This is a genomic window from Vibrio sp. Vb0598 (assembly GCF_033338935.1).
In the GTDB taxonomy this organism is placed as follows: Bacteria; Pseudomonadota; Gammaproteobacteria; order Enterobacterales; family Vibrionaceae; genus Vibrio; species Vibrio alginolyticus.
This window is the reverse complement of sequence record NZ_JAWOTP010000002.1, coordinates 156763-176372: the sequence shown is the minus strand read 5'-3', so window position 1 is coordinate 176372 and position 19610 is coordinate 156763. Positions and strand designations below refer to the sequence as shown.

Below are 19610 nucleotides of genomic sequence, written 5' to 3'. Positions count from 1 at the left end.
TCTCTCTCACTTCATCCCTTTATTCTTGGCTTATCAGCACTAATTTGAGAAGAAAAGAAATGACAACATTATGGGACCTAACTCCAGCGATGAGTTTATTTGCGTTTGTCACCGCCATAACACCCGGCCCAAATAACTTATTGCTCGCCAACTCAGGGGCACAATTTGGTATAAGGAAATCATGGCGACACCTAATTGGTATCCGTATTGGCGTAATAGGGTTAATTCTGCTTTGTGCATGTGGTGTCGGTGTTGCCCTACAGACTCATCCAAGTTGGTATCTCGCTATAAAATACATCGGTCTGGTTTACATGTTCTGGCTGATGATTAAGCTGCTATGTACTAACCCTTTCGCAGGCAAACCCACTAAAAGCAAACCAATCAACGTAACTCAGGCTACGTTGTTTCAACTGGGTAATATGAAGGCTTGGATGGCATCACTTGCTTTGGTCACAAGTTATAGTCTCCCTTCTAACTATTGGTTCTCTGTTACATTGATTACTTTCGTGTTTACGACATTCGGACTGTTTGCAAATATTACTTGGGTCTGGGTTGGTAAAAAAATTCGTATTTATCTCAATACCGTATTAAGACAGCGCGTGTTCAACATCAGCCTAGCGACGATAACATTCATATCATTGTTACCAGTTTTGGGGCACTCTGCCTGAATGGCAAAGAGCAGAGTTTTGTATGTATAAAATTGCCAATTATCTAAATTCGCATTTCGAGGCGTAACACACTTTGGGGCCAAAAAGAGTCAGCCTAACGGTCTGGCTCTTTTGAATGAAAAAATAGTCTGGTGGGAGAACTTGTAAGGCTGTGGCAGGTTACACTCACTTACTCCTTAGGCAGGTGACCAGTTTCCTTCGCAAGCTTTTGCATCGCCTCAGCAAACGTTGTTGTCCCGCCTTTAGCTTTAACCTGTATTACCTTATATCCCAACTTTTCCAACGCTTGGCGCTCTGCCAAAACAGCTTTGTCATCTTGCTGGCTACCTTGAGCTGGCTGATGAATGTAACATCCCTCTAATTTACCATCTTCGACCAATTGGTGGTGTTTCAGTGCATCGATATCAAAATTCATAATAAGTCTTTTCATCAAGAGTGGGCGTTTCTGTAGCTAATTACATGCGCTTCAAAGGCTTCACGACACTATCTAAGCCTTCAATTTTGAGCGCTAAACATAGCTTGAGCAAATCCCCTAGCTCGCCGCTTGGCCAGCCCTTTTTATCAAACCACAGTAAGTATTCTTCAGGCAGGTCGATTAACACTCGCCCTGCATATTTCCCAAATGGCATTTGCATTCTAGCGAGTTTAATGAGGTTTTCTTTTTCTAACATAAGTGACAGAGAGTTAAGGTAACTCGTGCAAGGATAACACTGGTTCTCCCTCCTCACCAGCAAATCGCAGTCACGTTTATTTTGGCGGCCTTGACTCGCTTTGTGCTAGAGTACGCGGCATAAAAAATGAGAACGAGAAAGCAATGAAGTCACCTTGTCGAGCAGCATGTAAAAATAACGCCGGAATATGCTCTGGTTGTCACCGGACGATGGATGAAATCATCCAATGGAAAGACAAAACCGATCTCCAACGAGATGCGATTATCGAACAAATCGCAGGAGAAGATTCAACGCATAGTTGTCCTGAGTGCGGGACTCAAGCCCATTGTGATATCGCCGCAGGCAAAGAGACATGCTGGTGCTTTACTATTGAAACCCGTGATTTACCCAAGCCAAGCGCCAACCAGCTGTGTTTGTGCCGAAAATGTCTAGAAAAAAAGCCAGTCGCGTAATACGACTGGCTTACTGATCATCGTTTTCTGACTGGTGTTTATTTAGCGGTTAAAGCGGACGCTTCAAACTTAATGCCTTCCCACCCTGTCACCATAAAATTACGAATATTCTGGTGATCGCTGTTCTCTGGATGCTGCAATACATCTTCACGATAAAAACGGCCAAAGCAGGCTAGCGTCGCTTCTTTGTCTAGGTTGTTTAGCAAACCGAAAGCGAAGATCTTACACGAACCGTTGTTCTCGCCTGCATTGTTTTGTGTCTCACCATTTACAAAAGCGGTTGGCTCAAACGTATAGTTATCTTCGATCACCGCCATCGTTGCTTCAAATTCGACCTGCTCTGGTGACGCTGCCAATAAATCTAAAAACGATTTTAATTCCATTATTCCTCTATCCCTATTTCATCATATTGATGACACATTAGTTTCATAAAAAGCCAATATAAGAGTCATCAATCATACATATATTCAGAGCCTTACCAAATCAAACGTCATTCAGCGCTCTATCATTCCAGTTGCGGAAATGGACAGCAGCATAAAACCCATGCTGATTGAAAACCTATCGGATTGATAAGGAGATATCATGATCACCCCTTTAAAGGCAATCGGTGCACTCGCATTGTCATCACTTGCCATCGCGTGTTCATCACAACCCGAAGATACCGTGGCTTCATTCGCTACACAATGCAAACCTACCACTGCACCCGTTACTGGGGAAACGTCAATTCAAGGTTTAACTTTTATCGGAACATCCGTTGCTGATGCACCATTCGACACATCGGCAGCTGAAATCGTCAGTTATGACGCCTGTACAGATAAGCTCTATGTGGTTAATGCTCAAGCAAAACGTGTCGATGTAATGTCTATGGATGACAACGGCGTACCAACGCAAAGCGCATTCATCGATCTCAACAGCGCTGGCGAAGCAGCAGGCATTGAAATTGGCGCAGCAAACAGTGTCGCTGTATTCAATGGCTTGGTAGCAGTTGCGATTGAAAACAGTAATAAACACGCGAATGGCATTGTTGGCTTGTACCGTTCGGATGATTTGTCGCTGATCACCACCTTCCCTACTGGCGCATTGCCAGACATGGTTGGCTTCTCAAAAGATGGCAGATACATTGCGACAGCAAACGAAGGTGAGCCAAACGGTGACTACAGTGTCGATCCAGAAGGCAGCATCACATTGATCGACTTGAGCCAAAGCGTCAACCAAGCAGAAGTCACGCAGATTGGTTTCAATGAGTTTGATGGTGCACGTAAGTCTGAGTTGCCTGCTGATGTTCGAATCTCTGGTCCAAATGCAACGGTGGCGCAAGATCTAGAACCAGAATACCTCACTTTTGCAGACAACGGCAAAATCTACGTTGCACTGCAAGAGAACAATGCGATGGCAATCGTAAACCCAGAAAGCAAATCGGTAGAAAAAATTGTTGGCTTAGGTGAGAAGTCTTGGTCGGGCGCTAAACTCGATGCATCCAACAAAGACAAAATCATTGGGAACTTGAAAAGCTACCCAAAACTGGTTGGCTTATTTATGCCTGACACCATCGACAGCTACTCAGTGAATGGGAGTACTTACATCGTATCTGCAAATGAAGGCGACGGGCGTGAGTACGGATTCAAAACCACTCAAGAACTGTGCGACAAAGCTGGCTTTATGTGGGATGAAGACGATTACCTTGGTACAGATGAATACACATCTGAGCAAGGGAGCTGTTTAAGCCATATTGATGAAGTGCGCGGTAAGAAGCTGAAAGTAGCAGCAGAACACCCATTGGCAGAGGCACTAAAAGACAACAAACAACTCGCGCGTTTAAAAGTGATTAAGCCGGAACAAACGCTTTCTGCACAAGAGAATGTTCAATCATTTGGCGCGCGTTCATTCTCGATTTGGGATAAAAACGGCAAATTGGTCTTCGATAGTGGTGACGATTTCGCGACTATCGCGCTGCTGAATGAAGGTAAGAACTTCAACAGCACCAACGATAACAATAATAGTGGCGATGACCGAAGTGATGATAAAGGTATTGAGCCAGAGGCGATTGAAGTAGCACAAATTAACGATCGTCATTACGCGTTTATCGGCTTGGAGCGTCAAGGCGGTATCATGATTTATGACATCACAGACCCGAAACAAGCGCAGTTTCTGCATTACATAAACCGCCGTGATTACAATCAACCAGTGTGTACAGAAGTCGAAGATGGCGAATGCATGAACGACACATACAATCCAAAAGCAGGCGATTTAGGCCCAGAATCCATTAATTACTTTACCCGTAATGGTGGTCATTTTATCGCCGTTGGCAATGAGGTATCGGGCACGACATCCGTCTTCCGAATCAATCTATAAAGTAATGTAAAAGTCATTTAGAACCAAAACGCCCGACGTAAGCCGGGCGTTTTTTTGTATGAGGTAATGTCCTACTCTGCCGATACTAGCGCGTCACACTTTGATGCGCAGATAAAATCGTTTTTATGCAGACCTTTGATAGAGTGACTCCACCACGTTACGGTAACCTTACCCCATTCCAACAAAATAGAAGGATGGTGGAACTCATCTTCTGCCAGTTCCGCGATTTTGTTACTGAAAGCCCATGCTTGTTTGAAGTTCTTAAATTTATACACCTTTTCTAGTTGAGGTATATCTTCTCTTTCAATGATCTGCCAATCAGACAATTGCAGAAGCAGAGACTGTTGTTCTTCTTTGCTTAGTGCAATGGCATCGATACTACAAGCTTCGCATTTTTGTTCATTCAACATGAGCAGGTTCCTTTGGTTCAAAAAGTGGAGGAAGCAGTCCAGCTTCAATCGCTAGATCGGCTTGTTTCAATAAATTTAACTGACTGATTTTAAAGAGCTGAGAAAAGTCATCAATCACGTAATACTTCGGTTGCATGATGTCGATACGATAAGGTGTTCTCAGCACTGTTTGTAATTCAAATGGGTCGCGAATTGCTACATCACTCTCTAATGCGTAGAGGGTTTCGCCAGGAGATGAAAGAATACCACCACCGTAAATTTTGGTTTTGTCCCCTTCTTTCACCAAGCCAAACTCTACGGTAAACCAGTAGAGGCGAGCGAGATAGGCTCTTTGTTTTGGGGTAGCGGCTTGCCCTAGTTGACCATAATGCTCGGTAAATGCAGCAAAGTCTGGGTTGGTTAACATCGCGCAATGACCAAATATTTCGTGGAAGAAATCTGGCTCCTGTAAGTAATCGAACTCATCTCTTGTACGCAAGAATGTGGCGACTGGAAAGCGCTTATTACCGAGTAGATTAAAAAATCGGTCGAAATCAATAAGCGCGGGAACGGGCTCCACTTGCCAACCTGTTGTCTCCATCAAGACACGATTAATTTCTGGCAACTGAGGAACGCGGTCTTGAGGTAAATCAAGCAGCGTCAAACCGTGTAAATAAGCCTCACAAGCTCTGTTTTGGATCACACCCATTTGTCGTGTTACCAAATCTCGCCAAATGGCGTCTTCTTCACGGCTCCATTCAACCCTGCCTTCCTGGTTTACGGGTTTAGAACGATACTGCGTCATGGCTCATCTCCATTAACAAATCCTTTACATTAAGCCTATCTGTAGTCTTAAGAGCTTCCAATCCCTGCGCGATTTTCTCAGCACCATCCCGATGTAACATATTGTTTACAATGCATCGTAACTGCATGATTTTTATGACACGATATAATCTCTGGCTTGTTTGACTTTATCGTGTATTCCTCTCAAACTAAAACCTGTTATCACTTTGTTATAGAGGGACCTATGCGCGAGAGCAGCAAAGTATGGCACCCGAGCGAAAGTCGTATCGAAGAAGCCAACATTACACAGTTTATTGAACACATTAATCGACAAGGAAATACCCTTGAAAGCTTCGCTGATCTGCATCAATGGTCACTCGATCATGTAGAAAAATTTTGGCAGGAAGTTTGGCTATTCTGCGACGTCATTGGCACTCAGGGAGAGACCATAAAAGAGCGAGCAGAAAGTCGCTGGCAGCAACCTGTTGAAAATAGGGATATAAAATGGTTCCCAAACGCGCAAATTAACTACGCCGAAAATTTGCTAACCTACGCGTGTCACCAACCCGATGATCTCGCGATTTGGTTTGAAAATGAACGTGAAGAAAAACAGACCTACACCTGGAAACAATTGTGCGAAGAAGTTTCGAGTGTGCAGCAATGGTTGAAAGAATGTGGAATTAAGCAAGGTGATGTCGTCGCTGGTTATTTACCTCACCTACCTCAAACGGTGGTAGCCATGCTAGCAACCAGTAGTTTGGGGGCGACCTGGACTTCCACCTCACCTGATTTTGGCGTCGAAAGCGTTTTGGAGCGCTTTGGTCAAGTGAAACCCAAAATCCTGTTTACTTGTGATGGCTATACATTCAATGGCAAAACTTTCGATATGTCTGAGAAAAACCAGCATATTGCGGATCATCTTGATGGTCTTAAACAAGTTTGCCAAATTAGCTACCTTAAACCACACATTTTTGAATGCGATGTCTGCACCCAAGATTGGCAAAACGTCCTGAATCAATACACCCCCGAAGCGCTGACTTTTACTCGTGTGAATTTTAACGATCCGCTATTTGTGCTCTATTCTTCAGGCACAACTGGCAAACCGAAATGCATCGTTCATTCCGTCGGCGGAACGGTGCTTAATCACTTGAAAGAGCATCAACTGCATTGCGATATTCAACCGAACGACCGAGTGTTTTACTACACAACCTGCGGCTGGATGATGTGGAACTGGCACGTTTCTTCACTCGCGAGCGGTGCATGTTTGGTGATTTTTGATGGTAGCCCTGTTTACCCCACTCATGATGTGCTCTGGGACCTCGCAGAACGAGCCGAAGTGACGCTGTTTGGAACCTCAGCAAAATACCTAGAGGCGCTGGAAAAAGCATCTTTTTCTCCGCAGAAAAGTGATGCATTTCCAAGTCTGAAAACCATTTGCTCAACGGGCTCTGTTCTGTATCCAGAACAGTTTGATTATGTCTATCAGCACATTAAAGAAGATGTACACCTCGCCTCGATTTCTGGCGGAACAGACATTTGTGGCTGCTTTGTATTAGGCAACCCTATTTCTCCCGTTTATCGGGGAGAGTGCCAATCAGCAGGGTTAGGGGTCGATGTCCGAGTCTTTAACCAACAAGGTAATAGCGTAATGGGAGAGCGCGGCGAGTTGGTTTGTGCCAATTCATTACCCAACTTCCCTGCTGGCTTTTGGAACGACACCGGTGAGAGATATCATCGCGCTTATTGGGATAAATTCGACAATATTTGGCACCACGGCGATGATGTTGAACAGACCAGCGTTGGGGGATACGTGTTTTATGGTCGAAGTGATACCACGTTGAATCCCGGTGGCGTAAGAATCGGCACGGCCGAAATCTATCAGCAAGTGAACTGTATAGACGGTATTCTAGATTCGATCGCAGTAGGAAAAGAAGTCGATCGCAACGAACAAGTATGGCTGTTTGTCCAATTAGTCAAAGGGGTAGAGCTCAATGACGAGATGATCGCTTCCATCAAAGCACAGCTAAAGTCTGCATGTTCTCCAAGGCATGTACCTAGTGCGATTTACGCAATAAGCGATATACCTAAGACACGCTCAGGAAAGCTGGTCGAGTTAGCCGTTAAGCAAGTCGTTAACAACCGAAACGTCGAAAATTTAGGCGCAATAGCCAACCCTGAAGTGCTGGAGGAGATACGCAGGATAGTCGTCTCAAAATAACCTCCGAAGACTTAGTTGTTCGAGTATGTCCTTGCCTGCACCACGACGACTTGTTTAGAGCAAGTGAAGTTACATATACCCTCAGCAGATAAGAAAAAAGCGAGCTTGTTAGCTCGCTTTTGTCATTTTGTGTTCTTTATTCAGCAGTATTAGCGGCGACCAAGCCCCATTAATACCGACATTGTTTTACCGTCAGATACAATGTCAAAAACGTGTTGCGATTCAACTTCAGTAAAGCCTGCTTCTTTCAGTGCACGCTCAGACTTCGCAAGGGTAAAACCGTCTTGTTCACATTCTGCAATCCAATCAAAATGAACAAAATAGCCGCCGTGGTTAAGTAGAGAATGCGAGATCGTTAATGACGCGTCTAAGTCTTCCACGAACGCTAAAACTGATGATGCAATCACCAAGTCGAACTGTCCACGAAACGCAGGGTGCTGAGCAACCAAGCCGCGAGATAATGCATCTACCACAGGTTCTACGTTGACGAGCTCTTTTTTATCGAGTTCCTCAATCATGGCTTCCGATGCGTCTAATGCTACGATGTCTTTAACCATCGGTGACAATCGTTGACTTAACTGCCCTGTTCCGCATCCAAAATCTAGTACTTTAATGCCATCAAGCTGAGTTAGCTGTTGTAACTGCTCAAACACCGACTGCGCAAATTGCTCTGTTGCTGGATTTGATTCCCAGTTTTTTGCTAAGCCGTCCCAATCTTGTGCCATCGTGGCCTCCATGTTCACTTTTTGTAACCCACATAGATTACCGCAAAACCGTTAAAAGACCATAGACTTATCTGGCGGATTCGCGTTTTTTTCGATAATCTTTCATGGCTTTGGGAGCGCATCTGCATAATACCCAAATTATTTGAATTCATTTATTGGTTGTGTCAAATCATGAACTTAACTCAAGTAGAAGCCTTCTGCACCATCGCTGAGTGTGGTTCTGTTTCTGAAGCGGCAAGGCAACTCGACTGCAATCGCACCAAACTCAGTATGTCGATTAAGGCATTAGAGAAAGATCTCGACGTTGAATTGTTTAACCGAACTGGCAACCAGCTCACCCTCTCTGAAGCTGGTAAAGCCATTTACAAAGATTGCGAACACCTACTTATCATCGCACAACGGATCAGAAAGACCTGCGCTCAAATCTCGGAAGGGTTTAACGCGGAAGTTTGGGTAGCACGTGACGACTCCTTACCTGATGATCTCTGGCAAGAATTATCTCATACATTGAATAACCGCTTTCCTTCAACAACCTTCAACTTAATCTTGGCATCCAGTGGCGACTTAGCCAACTTGGTCAGTACCCACCAAGTAGATTTTGCTTTCGGCGTTGATTATGAGCGAGTAGACGATCCTCGTATCGTATATAACCCTTTAGGTAAGATACGTATGATGTCAGTATGCAGTGTAGAACACCGCCTAAGTAAGATGCGCCGTGTCTCAGACGAAGATCTACGTAGTCAGATGCAAGCACTAATGGTGTACCTAAATGAGAAAGACAACCCTGAACTGCAACCTTTCTCGACTCGATATATTGGTTTTTCGAGTTTTGACTACATGCTGAACACCATCTTAGAAGAAGACGCTTGGGGCGTGCTTCCTGAACCATTAATCCGCCATTACCTTCGTCAGCAGAAGCTCGCCGTTATCAAACACACATACGGATTGACGCAAGAAGACTACTGTATGTTTTCACCTAACGGCCATACTGAGCATCCAGCAATGACGTGGTTAGCAGATAAATTGAGCGAGTATTTATTTGACTTCTAAACATTTTATCAGTGAGTGTCAATTTTACTGACACCAAAAAATCACAGTAAGTCATTGTTTTATAAAAACATAAATAAAAACGCAATTTTTTAGATTAGTTACTGGTCACTTTGTGGTTGCCTAAATTACCTTATGAGCGAAGAATAGTAAGGTATTAAAATTCAAAGGCATCTTTTATGTGTGACAGGACAAGCAAAAACGAAAACCGTATTCTAACCATTTCAGCCCTTTTGGCATCTGGGTTCGCTGCTGGTGGTATGGTACTTGGCTTGCTTGTAGGCTCAATTGTCATCGTTTTTGACGGTGTTTACTCTTTGGTCAGCTTACTGTTAACTTTATTGTCACTGGCCGCTTCTTACTATATTAACAAGCCTTCAAAATCTGTATTCCCATTTGGAAAAGCGGTCTTAGAACCAATCGTTATTGCGATAAAAGCAGCCGTCATTTTAGTGGTTGTAAGCTTCTCTCTCTACTCTGCGATATCAGCATTGATGTCTGGAGGTCGCGAGGTCGATGCTTCTATTGCGACCTTATTCGGCATCGTGAATGTTATCGGCTGTGGTTACGCTTGGTGGTTTATGGCGAAACGCAGCCGCCGCTTCTCATCAGGCTTGATTGAAGCGGAGAAAAAACAGTGGCAAATGGATACTCTGCTAAGTGTGGCGGTGACCGTAGGATTTGTCTCGGCTTGGGCTGTTTCACTAACGCCATTCTCTGAGTATGCGGTATATGCCGACCCCATGATGATGGTTTTAATGGGCTTTTACTTCCTCAAAGTACCGTTCGATATGCTAGTAGGTGCCTTACGTGAACTACTAATGATGACACCAAGCAAAGAGCTGTTTCAGAGCGTTGGCAAAGATGTTCTTGAGATTGAAAAAGTGACTGAGCATCAATTGAAACTGGCTGGCGTAACGAAGGTGGGCCAAGAGCTACGAGTAAATGTGGACGTACATATTGATGACGACACATTGGAGCTTGATACACTAGAGCACACTCGTAAGCAGCTTATCAAGCGACTGTCGAAGCACAGATTCAAGCTTCAACTACACTTGAACGTCGCTTATTAGAGCGCCACCAAAGAGCCGTTAAAACTCAATAAAAAGCTCCCAATCTCGGGAGCTTTTTTAATTTTTTCGATTTAGTTGCTTCGTATTCGAATACAGCTTGCAAGGGAGCTCTGTTCGTTGCTCACTTAAATTCTCTGATCTCGTTGGTAACTTACCCAGCCGCTTCGCGCTTCTCTTTGGTGACTAACCAACACATCAGCGAGCCCACCGTTACCATCACAACGCCCTGCCAAAAGCTATGGCTCAGAGTTACGCCAAGAATAATGGAAGAAAATAAAGCAGAAAAAATGGGCGTGAAGTAAGACAAGGTGGCGAGAAAAACCATATTGCCGCCAACGATCGCGATATTCCATAAACCATAACCACCAGCCATTAAAGCCGCAGAAGCCACTAAGTACCCCATCGCTTCCCAACTGAATGTCATTGGTGGCTCATCCGTAAACGCGTATTTGACCCAAAGCGAAACAGCTGTTGCAATGAAAAATAGGGTAATCGCATTATGTTTAGATTGCTGCCTTTGGGTTAAGTTGCAATAAAAGGCCCATATAACCGCCCCAGCGAAAGCCATAAAATACACCAGAGGGTTACTACTAACATTGGACATGATCTGAGTTATGGATAAGCCATTCTCACCGCTCACAGTCCAAGCAACCCCAATAAACGCCAGCGTAACTGCTGGATAAAGCAACCAGTTTGTTTTTTTATTGCTGCCAAGGACCGCAAATAAAACCGTCAGTGCGGGCCAAAGGTAGTTGACAATCGACACCTCAATTGCCTGCGCGCGCGAGTTGGAATATCCCAAAGATAGAGCGAGAAATATTTCATAGCAGACGAACATCGCACCACCAAGCACAAGATACTTGGGAGAAAAGTAAGACAACTTTGGAATACCGACCACGATAAGAAGGAAAACAGAGCTAAGAGAGTACAACATGGCTGCCCCGCCTACAGGACCTAAACTCTCCGTAACCAACCTCGCGATGCCAAGCAGACAACTCCAAGAGAGAATCGCGATACAACCATAAAGTGTGAAACGAAATTGCACTGATTTCATGTGACCTACCACTCACGAATGCCAAAGGAAACGTCAGCTTAACTCAAAAATGATCAGGTTCAACGTACTGTTTTATAAAAATCAGTATAAAAATCATTCTATTAAGCCGTTGGAGTTGATATGAAACATTTTCTGCCCTCTAGTGTTATGCTTACACCCTTTGTTGTGCGCTACTATGATGAAGATGACAACGAGAGTGAAAACGTTAAAACACACTCGGAAACGCATGGTCTAGATAGCGAAGAGCAATCTAAGGAACGTTCAGAGTAAAGGAATCCAAACATGAAAAAAGTCGCAGTCATTTTAAGTGGTTCAGGCGTTTACGACGGTTCTGAGATCCACGAAGCAGTGTTGGCGCTCTACGCCATCGAGAAAGCAGGGGCAACTTGGCACTGCTTTGCACCTAACATTGACCAACTCCATGTCATCAATCACCTAACTGGTGACGAAATGGATGAAACCCGTAACGTCTTGATCGAATCAGCTCGTATCGCACGCGGAAACATTGACGATGTTGCCAAACTTAACGTTGATGAATACGATGCCCTACTGCTTCCAGGTGGATTTGGTGCTGCGAAAAACTTAACCGACTTCGCCGTTTCAGGTGCAGAGTGCTCCATTAACACACACGTAGCTCAAGCTTGTCGCGCGTTTGCTAATGCGAAAAAACCAGCTGGCTATCTGTGTATTTCTCCTGTCATTATTCCGATGATTTATGAGCAAGGCGTGAAAGGAACGGTAGGCAACGATGAGGCAGTCTCAATAGCATTTAATCAAATGGGCGGTGAACACACCACGTGCCCTGTCGAAGACATCGTTTTTGATGAAAAACACCTCGTACTTTCAACCCCTGCTTACATGTTGGCAGAAAATATCTCTCAAGCGGCCTCAGGTATCGAAAAGTTAGTATCAAAGCTGATTAAAATAGCTTAATTATTAGTAGTTAGCTTATAAAACACTTCCCTATCCCCATTGATAATTAAGTTATTAATGGGGATTTTTTATACTTTAGTCGAATTTAGAGATATATCCGCGTCAGAAGTCAATTTTTGCCAATCGTTTGCGTCCATAGTTTCATATTTGTTCTACTTTATATCAGTGTTGCACTTATACGCAGTGCAACAAGATCACTGTCACAGTTTTTCTCTTGCAAGTACCTCTAAGTAGGTAAACTTGCTTCAGATCAACTTCAATCTGGAAACGAATGTGCGACAGTAAACGGCAAATTAAGAAAGATTATTAAAAATAACGACGGAGCTATCCAATATGACAAGTGCATTTTTTATCCCTACGGTAAACCTAATGGGCGCTGGTTGTTTGAAAGACGCAGCAGACAGCATCCAATCTCAAGGCTTTAAAAAAGGTTTGATTGTTACGGATAAGATTCTTAACCAAATCGGTGTAGTAAAGCAGGTTCAAGATCTACTAACAGAACGCGACGTAGCAACTGTTGTGTTCGATGGCACTCAACCAAACCCTACTATCAGCAACGTTAACGACGGCTTGGCACTTCTTACAGATAACGAATGTGACTTCGTTATCTCTCTAGGTGGCGGTTCACCACACGACTGTGCGAAAGGTATCGCGCTTGTTGCTTCTAACGGCGGCAAAATCGCAGATTACGAAGGCGTAGACCAATCTGCAAAACCAATGATGCCACTTATCGCAATCAACACGACTGCGGGTACTGCATCTGAAATGACGCGTTTCTGCATCATCACTGACGAAGAGCGTCACATCAAGATGGCTATCGTTGATAAGCACACAACACCGCTTATCTCTGTAAACGATCCAGAGCTAATGCTAGCTAAACCTGCTTCGCTAACTGCGGCAACAGGTATGGATGCCCTAACTCACGCGATTGAAGCTTACGTATCTATCGCGGCAACACCAATCACTGATGCGGTAGCAATCAAAGCAATTGAGCTTATCCAAGCTTACCTACGCACAGCAGTGAAAAACGGTGAAGATCTAGAAGCTCGTGAACAAATGGCATACGCACAGTTCATGGCGGGTATGGCGTTCAACAACGCGTCTCTAGGTTACGTACACGCAATGGCACACCAGCTAGGTGGTTTCTACGACCTTCCACACGGTGTTTGTAACGCGATTCTTCTACCTCACGTACAGCGCTACAACGCGCAAGTATGTCCTGAGCGTCTACGTGACGTAGCAAAAGCAATGGGCGTAAACGTAGAAGGCATGTCTGCTGAAGCAGGTGCAGCGGCAGCAATCGACGCTATCGTTACTCTAGCGAAAGATGTGGGTATCCCAGCAGGTATCAAAGAGCTTGGTGCGAAACTAGAAGACATCCCAACACTAGCAGACAACGCACTGAAAGATGCTTGTGGTTTCACTAACCCTAAACAAGCAACTCACGAAGAAATTTCTAAGATCTTCGAAGAAGCGATGTAATCTCGCTACATAAACAATTCTCTAGCCTTAATTCAATCCCCGATCTCGTATCGGGGATTTTTTACATTCATATACAAGTGAATCTCTGCCAAACATAGTCTTTTAGTGTTAGCTTTTAAGTATTAACACGATTCATATTGGAAGGAACCATGAGAACGATTGCTGCTGCCCTACTCACTTGTTTATCCTTTTCTGCCAACGCTGCCGAATACCGCGCGAACGAGGTGGCGAATGGATTTCAGATCCCTTGGGGGATCGAGTTCTTAGATAGCCAACGTGTTATCGTCAATGAAAAGAACGGTACGGTTTCGTTGCTGGATATCACCACAGGCAAACCTCAAAAGCTGTTTAACGTTCCCGATGTGAACACCAGTGGACAAGCCGGCTTATTGGATGTTGCGCTCGCACCGAATGCCGATAAGCAAAACCCGCAACTCTTCTTTACCTACAGCAAGCGTACGAGCAAAGGCAATACGGTGGCGTTAGCGACGGCGCAATTGCAAAACAATCAGCTTGTAGGTTGGAAAGATCTCTTTGTTGCTGATGCCTTCACCGATACAGGTCGCCACTACGGCAGTCGAATTTCATTTGTAGACGATAAAGTTTACTTCTCAATCGGTGACCGTGGCGAACGTGATAATGGACAAGACACTCAAACCCATGCTGGCAGTATTCTACGCCTTAATCTTGATGGTTCGGTTCCGCAAGACAACCCATTCAAACCTTCCCAAGCTCGTCCTGAGATATGGAGTTACGGGCACCGCAACCCACAAGGTATGTTTTACGACGAAGCAACTAAACAGCTGTGGTCGATTGAACATGGACCACGCGGTGGCGATGAAATTAATCTAATCAAGAAAGGCGCGAACTACGGCTGGGCAAAAGTCTCTCATGGCAAAGAATATTGGGGACCGTTGGACGTCGGGGAAGCTAAGTCGTTGCCGGGAATGGAAGATCCAAGACTGGTATACGTCCCTTCTATCGCGCCCAGTAATATGATTTTGTACCGTGGTGATAAATACCCAGAATTGGACGGGAAAATCCTCGCCGGTGCATTGAAACTGGCGCACATCAACGTGGTTTCTATTAAGAATGGCAAGCTCACCGAATCAAAAAGATTGATGGAGAATCTTGGAGAGCGAGTAAGAGATATAACCATCAGCCCCGATGGCTATATCTACTTTTCTACCGACAGCGGCAAAATCTTTCGTCTTGAGGAAAGGTAATCAAACACTAAAATCGTTAAGACTATTTAATTTGTGACGTACTAGTGATTTATTTTCGTACAATCTAAGCAGAAGAATCTAAACTTAACAATAACCTTTTGTTTTTTAAAACGATAGTTCGGTTAAGTTGTACGAGGTCATTATGATTCCATTCCCTTTACAGCTCGATAAAATTAAAGCCGTGGTGTTTGATTTAGACAACACCTTGGTGAGTTCTGATATGAACTTCGGCGAATTGCGACAACAGCTAGGTTGTCCGCAGAGTGAAGATCTATTGGATTTTGTCGACGCACTTGAGCATCCTCATCATCGAGAGCACGCTCATAACGTGATATTTGATTACGAGATTTCTGATGCTGAGCAGTCTGCTCCAATGATTGGCTGCCATGAATTGCTCGCCCACTTGCATCAAAATGAAATCAAAACCGCTATCGTGACGCGCAACTGCCAAATCGCCACTCAGCGCAAACTAGAGCACAACCAAATCTCAGTAGAACGAGTCATCACTCGTGAATGCTTCCCGCCCAAGCCAGACCCTTTGTCTCTGCAGGTATTGGCGAAAGAGTGGCGTTTGATGCCTGATGAAGTGCTTTATGTCGGCGATTACCTTTACGACTTGCAGGCAGCGTATAACGCGCAGATGCCCTCTTGCCTTGTGCACCATGGGAATCAAGAAACCTTCAATGACTCAGCCTCGTTAGCGCTTAATGAACTCAGTGATTTATTGAGCCGTTTCGAATCCTTACCACGCAAATAAAGCACACATATAAAATACGCAAACAAAAAAAGGGGCACCAACGTGCCCCTTATGACTTATTCCCGATTGTTTCATGCGTTCCCAAGGATTGCTTGGGTGATGCGCTGCTTAGCCTTGTAGGTAAGCGTTAAGCATCCACATTAATTTTTCTTGCTCACGGATGTAGTCACCCATCAATGCCGCTGTACCTTCGTCATCTGCTTCACCCGCGTTTTGTAGAATCTCACGCTGTTTTAGAAGTAGAACGCTAAAGCCTCGAACTAGCCCTTGTACACACTCCTCACCAGAAGTCGCGTTTTGATGTTCTTTAATTTCACTTGCTTCCAAGTAGTTGCTGAATGCGTGCGCTGGTGTATGACCCAAAGTTAGAATACGCTCTGCAAGCTCATCGATTTTTGTTTGTAGATCCGTGTAGATCTCTTCAAATTTTACGTGCAGTTCGAAGAATTGCGCACCTTTAATGTTCCAGTGGTAACCGCGAGAGTTCATGTACAACACTTGGTAATGCGCTAGCAGTTGATTTAGCTGTTGAGCTAGTTGTGCTGATTGTTCGCTGTCTAGACCAATTAGGCTTACTTGTTTGTTCATAATCTTGCTCCTAGAAGGATGATACCAATCGTAGTAACGAACGATTCTCTTACCGGGATTGGTATAAAGTTTAAAAATTCTTTTGCAGTATTTGCTGCCGATGGAGTCATATTACGACTCCGGCTCGGCGAAGAGAATTTGGTTTTAGCTATGATTTAAATAGCCAAATCCAATGAGCAAGTAGACGAATATCGGCGTATCATCCAACAAAAAGCCCCAACCCTTTTTGTGTAAAAAGGATTGGGGCTTTTTTACTATTTGGTTAACGTTCAAAAGTAGATGAACAGACGTAAACCTTATCTACGCCGTTTTAAAAGTTGCCATCTGTTGATTCAGCTCAGTAACTTGCTCTTTTACTTGCAATGATGTCTCTGATGCACGTTGGCTGTTATTCGAAACCTCATCCACTGATTGAGTAATACCGGACATCAATCCAGTGATCGAATTGGTCGCATGAGATTGCTGCTCTGCCGCTGCCGCAAGTTCTGCCATTTGTTCATTCAAAGAACCAATTTGCTCGGTCGTGACGAGCAAACGAGTTACCGCTTTTTCAATGTGCTCAGCGCCCTGCTCCGCAAGTGATTGACTGTGTTCAATCTCCTCAACCACCGAATGGGTCGAGCGTTGAATCGCATTGATGATACCGTTGATTTCTGTCGTCGATTGAGTAGTGCGAGTCGCTAACATACGAACTTCGTCCGCCACAACCGCAAAGCCTCGTCCTTGGTCGCCCGCACGCGCCGCTTCTATCGCCGCATTCAATGCCAGTAAGTTAGTTTGTTCTGCCAAGCCTTCAATCACCTCTGTAACTCGGCCAATGGCTTCGCTCTCTTTGCTTAACTGCGTCACCTGCGTACTCGCGGTTTCAATGCTGCCGTGCAAGCTTTCCATGGTGACTTTGTTTTGCTCTAAAGCATCACGACCTTGTTCAATCTCGCCTTTTGAGTCAGAAAGCTTCTGCACTGATTGGTTGGCTTGATCTAGGGTGTTACGCGCGGCTAAAGCGATTTCATCCAATTGGCTTCCCATTTCAACAATGCTGGTCTGTTGCTGTTCTACATTCGATGAAGTGACTTGCGCCGATTCCAACAAAGCCCCCATACTGGTATCCACTTGGTGCGCTTTCTCACTCACCCCTGCCACGATGCTCGCTAACGATTGGTTCATGCGGTTAATCGAATCGGTAAGGTCTGCCAATTCATCTTTCCCAACAACGGTGAGCGGAGGCTGAGAAACGTCCCCTGAAGCGATCGTCTTTGCACGCTCCGATAAGTTTTTCACTCGACGACCAATGGTATTGCCCATGTATTTTGAGATCGCTACTGCGGCAAACAAAACCAATGCCGCAGCAATCAACATGGTGGTGAGTACGTTCTTGATCGACTGATTAATGCCCTGTCCACTTTGATCAGCACGACTTTGCTGAGCCAATACGATCGTTTCTAAGCTTTGGTCTAGTGCATCCGCTGCTGGCAACAGTTCATTCGCCATTAACAAGTTTGATTCGTTCCACTCTGGCGATTGACGCAATGCAATTACCTGCTCTGCTAAAGGAAAGTACAGTTGCTGCATTTCCTTAAACAGTGACCACAGTGATTGGTCGTTATCAGTCAGTCTGTCGAGTTTACTGTCGATTTCCGCCACAGACTGATTGTGGTACTTAATCAAGTCGTGGTATTTGTCCAGATGATCTTGCTGCCCGTACAACAGGAAATCTCGCAAAGCAGACAGTGCATTGGCGAGTGAGGTATAGCTGTCGGCATAAACTTTAAACAGACGCTTTCTGTCTCCACCAAATGGATTTCCCGACTCTTCATTGATTAAGCTTTGAAGCTGGTCAAGTGCCACTTCTGCAATGGGTGCCGCTTCGTTAATAAAGAGGTTGTGCGCGGGTAAGTTCTCATCACTGTGGCTAAGTTCAATCAGCTTGTTTAGAGAAACTTTTACCGCGTCCCACTGACTTTGAATCGCTTGAAAATCCTGTTCAGAGATCAAAGCCTGCAACGTTGGAAGCGACTCGTCTGTAGATGCCATGATATTGCGTACGTCCTCACTCAGACGTGCGCTCGCCTCTTCATCGCCACCTAACAACATGTAGGCTCGAATAGAAGACAGCGATGCTTGAACGGACTGTTGGATACCGCGACTGGTGTCGACGGTCGGTAAATCGGATTTAAGTAACGAAGAGGCGTATTGCTCTACGGTGGTGACGTTGCGATAAGTGAATACCGCTGATGCCATAAAAAGTACGGCTAGCAGCACAAAACTGAGCTGCAACTTCCCTGATATCGTAAGGTTCATCCATAAACTCCTGACAACGATGAGCCTTAAATATAACGATGTTTACAAAAATGTTAAATACAAGTATCAAAAGTTACTAAGAAAACCATGTAAACCACTATTTTAAGCCGATAAATGGGACTTATTCGAAGTATGGTATGCGCTCACTACGTAAAATCAGATAATTAACGTAAGTCGTTTCTAAGCAGTCTTGCTCCCACAATGAAAGAATCCGCTTGGTGGCAAAGTAGTAATCTTTATTACGCAATAGCACGCCCACCGTGCGGCTGAGCTGCTCAAAGCGCTGTTGCTCATTAGCAGAGATGTCATTGTCTTCATTTTGAATGATGGGCGCCAATCCATCGGCAAACCAGTTGTTCAGAATTTCACGCATCTCAAGTTCCGACTCTGGTACATCGATACTAGACAACTCACGATGCTGTGGTGGCGGTACTATGTACTTCGACGCTTTTGGCGAACTGACATAACGGTACATGTCGCTCCTCCTTGTAAATGACTCTTATACCCAAGTGACTTAAAGATGCAGGATTCAGAGCGTTGTCATTGATTCGGGGTCAAGGAAAACAACGCAGCGTAATAGTCAGCTCTTTCCAAGTTGTTTGACACAGAAGCCGAGTCAATGACACGCTCCCGAAGGGCGAGCTGTCTTGGTTTGTATACTTTGTTGTCGATTCTTGATTTAGACCCACTAGACCTTTAAATCGCCGCCGCGTCTACAAACCAAGCCATTCTCGCTGAACCTAACATCTCGAGGTTACTTGGGTATAAACTAGCTAAGAATACTTTTTTCAATTTCCAAGTTTTTTTCTACAGCTCATAGAAAGAAACCCAACAAAAAAGCCATGCAAAGTAGGCCCTGCATGGCTTGGGTTTGGGCAGCAATGACACTGC

General features: G+C 44.6%; 21 protein-coding genes. 11 read left to right on the top strand and 10 right to left on the bottom strand.

Translation table 11 applies throughout. The annotated features are described in order from the left end of the window. The first annotated feature begins 59 nt into the window (after window positions 1-59). Window positions 60-668 (top strand): LysE family translocator, encoded by a 609-nt coding sequence (locus R7Q38_RS03305; protein ID WP_005389411.1) that lies wholly within the window; start codon window positions 60-62, stop codon window positions 666-668. 169 nt (window positions 669-837) lie between these two features. On the opposite strand, the gene R7Q38_RS03300 is transcribed toward R7Q38_RS03305, so the two are convergent. Together R7Q38_RS03300 and R7Q38_RS03295 are read right to left on the bottom strand one after the other, a co-directional pair. After that, the gene (locus R7Q38_RS03300; RefSeq protein WP_017821096.1) at window positions 838-1083 is read right to left on the bottom strand and encodes a hypothetical protein; all 246 of its coding nucleotides are present in this window, start codon (window positions 1081-1083) and stop codon (window positions 838-840) included. A 40-nt stretch (window positions 1084-1123) separates the two neighbouring features. Then, on the bottom strand, window positions 1124-1339 hold the full coding sequence (locus R7Q38_RS03295; protein WP_005375557.1) for a DUF3820 family protein: 216 nt from the start codon (window positions 1337-1339) through the stop codon (window positions 1124-1126). Window positions 1340-1482: 143 nt separating this feature from the next. Between R7Q38_RS03295 and R7Q38_RS03290 the strand changes: the two genes are divergently transcribed. Further along, entirely contained in the window at window positions 1483-1791 is a 309-nt protein-coding gene (locus tag R7Q38_RS03290; RefSeq protein ID WP_080276966.1) for a cysteine-rich CWC family protein, read from the top strand. Window positions 1792-1829: 38 nt separating this feature from the next. Here the strand turns inward: R7Q38_RS03290 and R7Q38_RS03285 are convergent, their stop codons facing one another. After that, window positions 1830-2174 (bottom strand): HopJ type III effector protein, encoded by a 345-nt coding sequence (locus R7Q38_RS03285; protein ID WP_005375560.1) that lies wholly within the window; start codon window positions 2172-2174, stop codon window positions 1830-1832. Window positions 2175-2373: 199 nt separating this feature from the next. Between R7Q38_RS03285 and R7Q38_RS03280 the strand changes: the two genes are divergently transcribed. After that, entirely contained in the window at window positions 2374-4143 is a 1770-nt protein-coding gene (locus R7Q38_RS03280; protein WP_318114049.1) for a choice-of-anchor I family protein, read from the top strand. Window positions 4144-4214: 71 nt separating this feature from the next. On the opposite strand, the gene R7Q38_RS03275 is transcribed toward R7Q38_RS03280, so the two are convergent. Both R7Q38_RS03275 and phhA read right to left on the bottom strand, forming a co-directional pair. After that, on the bottom strand, window positions 4215-4553 hold the full coding sequence (locus R7Q38_RS03275) for a 4a-hydroxytetrahydrobiopterin dehydratase (protein ID WP_104976512.1): 339 nt from the start codon (window positions 4551-4553) through the stop codon (window positions 4215-4217). Next, window positions 4543-5337, bottom strand: a complete 795-nt coding sequence (phhA, locus tag R7Q38_RS03270; protein WP_053350625.1) for a phenylalanine 4-monooxygenase — start codon at window positions 5335-5337, stop codon at window positions 4543-4545. The genes R7Q38_RS03275 and phhA overlap by 11 nt, the downstream gene beginning before the upstream one ends. Window positions 5338-5559: 222 nt before the next feature. On the opposite strand from phhA, the gene R7Q38_RS03265 reads away from it, so the two are divergent. After that, window positions 5560-7533, top strand: a complete 1974-nt coding sequence (locus tag R7Q38_RS03265; RefSeq protein ID WP_318114048.1) for an acetoacetate--CoA ligase — start codon at window positions 5560-5562, stop codon at window positions 7531-7533. Between the two features lie 149 nt (window positions 7534-7682). Here the strand turns inward: R7Q38_RS03265 and R7Q38_RS03260 are convergent, their stop codons facing one another. Further along, on the bottom strand, window positions 7683-8258 hold the full coding sequence (locus R7Q38_RS03260) for a class I SAM-dependent DNA methyltransferase (RefSeq protein WP_239938652.1): 576 nt from the start codon (window positions 8256-8258) through the stop codon (window positions 7683-7685). Between the two features lie 171 nt (window positions 8259-8429). Between R7Q38_RS03260 and R7Q38_RS03255 the strand changes: the two genes are divergently transcribed. Beyond that, window positions 8430-9308, top strand: a complete 879-nt coding sequence (locus R7Q38_RS03255; protein ID WP_239938650.1) for a LysR family transcriptional regulator — start codon at window positions 8430-8432, stop codon at window positions 9306-9308. A gap of 176 nt (window positions 9309-9484) precedes the next feature. After that, on the top strand, window positions 9485-10378 hold the full coding sequence (locus R7Q38_RS03250) for a cation diffusion facilitator family transporter (protein ID WP_239938648.1): 894 nt from the start codon (window positions 9485-9487) through the stop codon (window positions 10376-10378). A 151-nt stretch (window positions 10379-10529) separates the two neighbouring features. Here the strand turns inward: R7Q38_RS03250 and yddG are convergent, their stop codons facing one another. Continuing rightward, on the bottom strand, window positions 10530-11432 hold the full coding sequence (gene yddG / locus R7Q38_RS03245) for an aromatic amino acid DMT transporter YddG (RefSeq protein WP_053303755.1): 903 nt from the start codon (window positions 11430-11432) through the stop codon (window positions 10530-10532). Window positions 11433-11552: 120 nt separating this feature from the next. Between yddG and R7Q38_RS03240 the strand changes: the two genes are divergently transcribed. The 5 genes from R7Q38_RS03240 to R7Q38_RS03220 all read left to right on the top strand — a co-directional run bounded on the left by R7Q38_RS03240 (window position 11553) and on the right by R7Q38_RS03220 (window position 15830). Further along, a complete protein-coding gene (locus tag R7Q38_RS03240; protein WP_017634379.1) occupies window positions 11553-11702 on the top strand; it encodes a hypothetical protein in 150 nt (49 codons plus the stop codon). Window positions 11703-11714: 12 nt separating this feature from the next. Further along, complete coding sequence (gene elbB, locus R7Q38_RS03235; RefSeq protein ID WP_017634378.1) at window positions 11715-12365, top strand: isoprenoid biosynthesis glyoxalase ElbB; 651 nt, start codon at window positions 11715-11717, stop codon at window positions 12363-12365. Window positions 12366-12698: 333 nt separating this feature from the next. After that, window positions 12699-13847, top strand: coding sequence for an L-threonine dehydrogenase (yiaY, locus tag R7Q38_RS03230; RefSeq protein ID WP_005442614.1), 1149 nt, complete (start codon window positions 12699-12701; stop codon window positions 13845-13847). Between the two features lie 149 nt (window positions 13848-13996). Beyond that, window positions 13997-15073 (top strand): PQQ-dependent sugar dehydrogenase, encoded by a 1077-nt coding sequence (locus tag R7Q38_RS03225; RefSeq protein WP_167415936.1) that lies wholly within the window; start codon window positions 13997-13999, stop codon window positions 15071-15073. Window positions 15074-15215: 142 nt separating this feature from the next. Beyond that, window positions 15216-15830, top strand: a complete 615-nt coding sequence (locus R7Q38_RS03220; protein ID WP_005388252.1) for an HAD family hydrolase — start codon at window positions 15216-15218, stop codon at window positions 15828-15830. A gap of 108 nt (window positions 15831-15938) precedes the next feature. Here the strand turns inward: R7Q38_RS03220 and R7Q38_RS03215 are convergent, their stop codons facing one another. The 3 genes from R7Q38_RS03215 to R7Q38_RS03205 form a co-directional block, all read right to left on the bottom strand. Further along, on the bottom strand, window positions 15939-16418 hold the full coding sequence (locus tag R7Q38_RS03215; RefSeq protein ID WP_318114046.1) for a Dps family protein: 480 nt from the start codon (window positions 16416-16418) through the stop codon (window positions 15939-15941). 300 nt (window positions 16419-16718) lie between these two features. Next, window positions 16719-18719 (bottom strand): methyl-accepting chemotaxis protein, encoded by a 2001-nt coding sequence (locus R7Q38_RS03210; RefSeq protein WP_049537031.1) that lies wholly within the window; start codon window positions 18717-18719, stop codon window positions 16719-16721. Window positions 18720-18840: 121 nt separating this feature from the next. Next, window positions 18841-19194, bottom strand: a complete 354-nt coding sequence (locus R7Q38_RS03205; protein ID WP_085569289.1) for a hypothetical protein — start codon at window positions 19192-19194, stop codon at window positions 18841-18843. Window positions 19195-19610 lie beyond the last annotated feature (416 nt).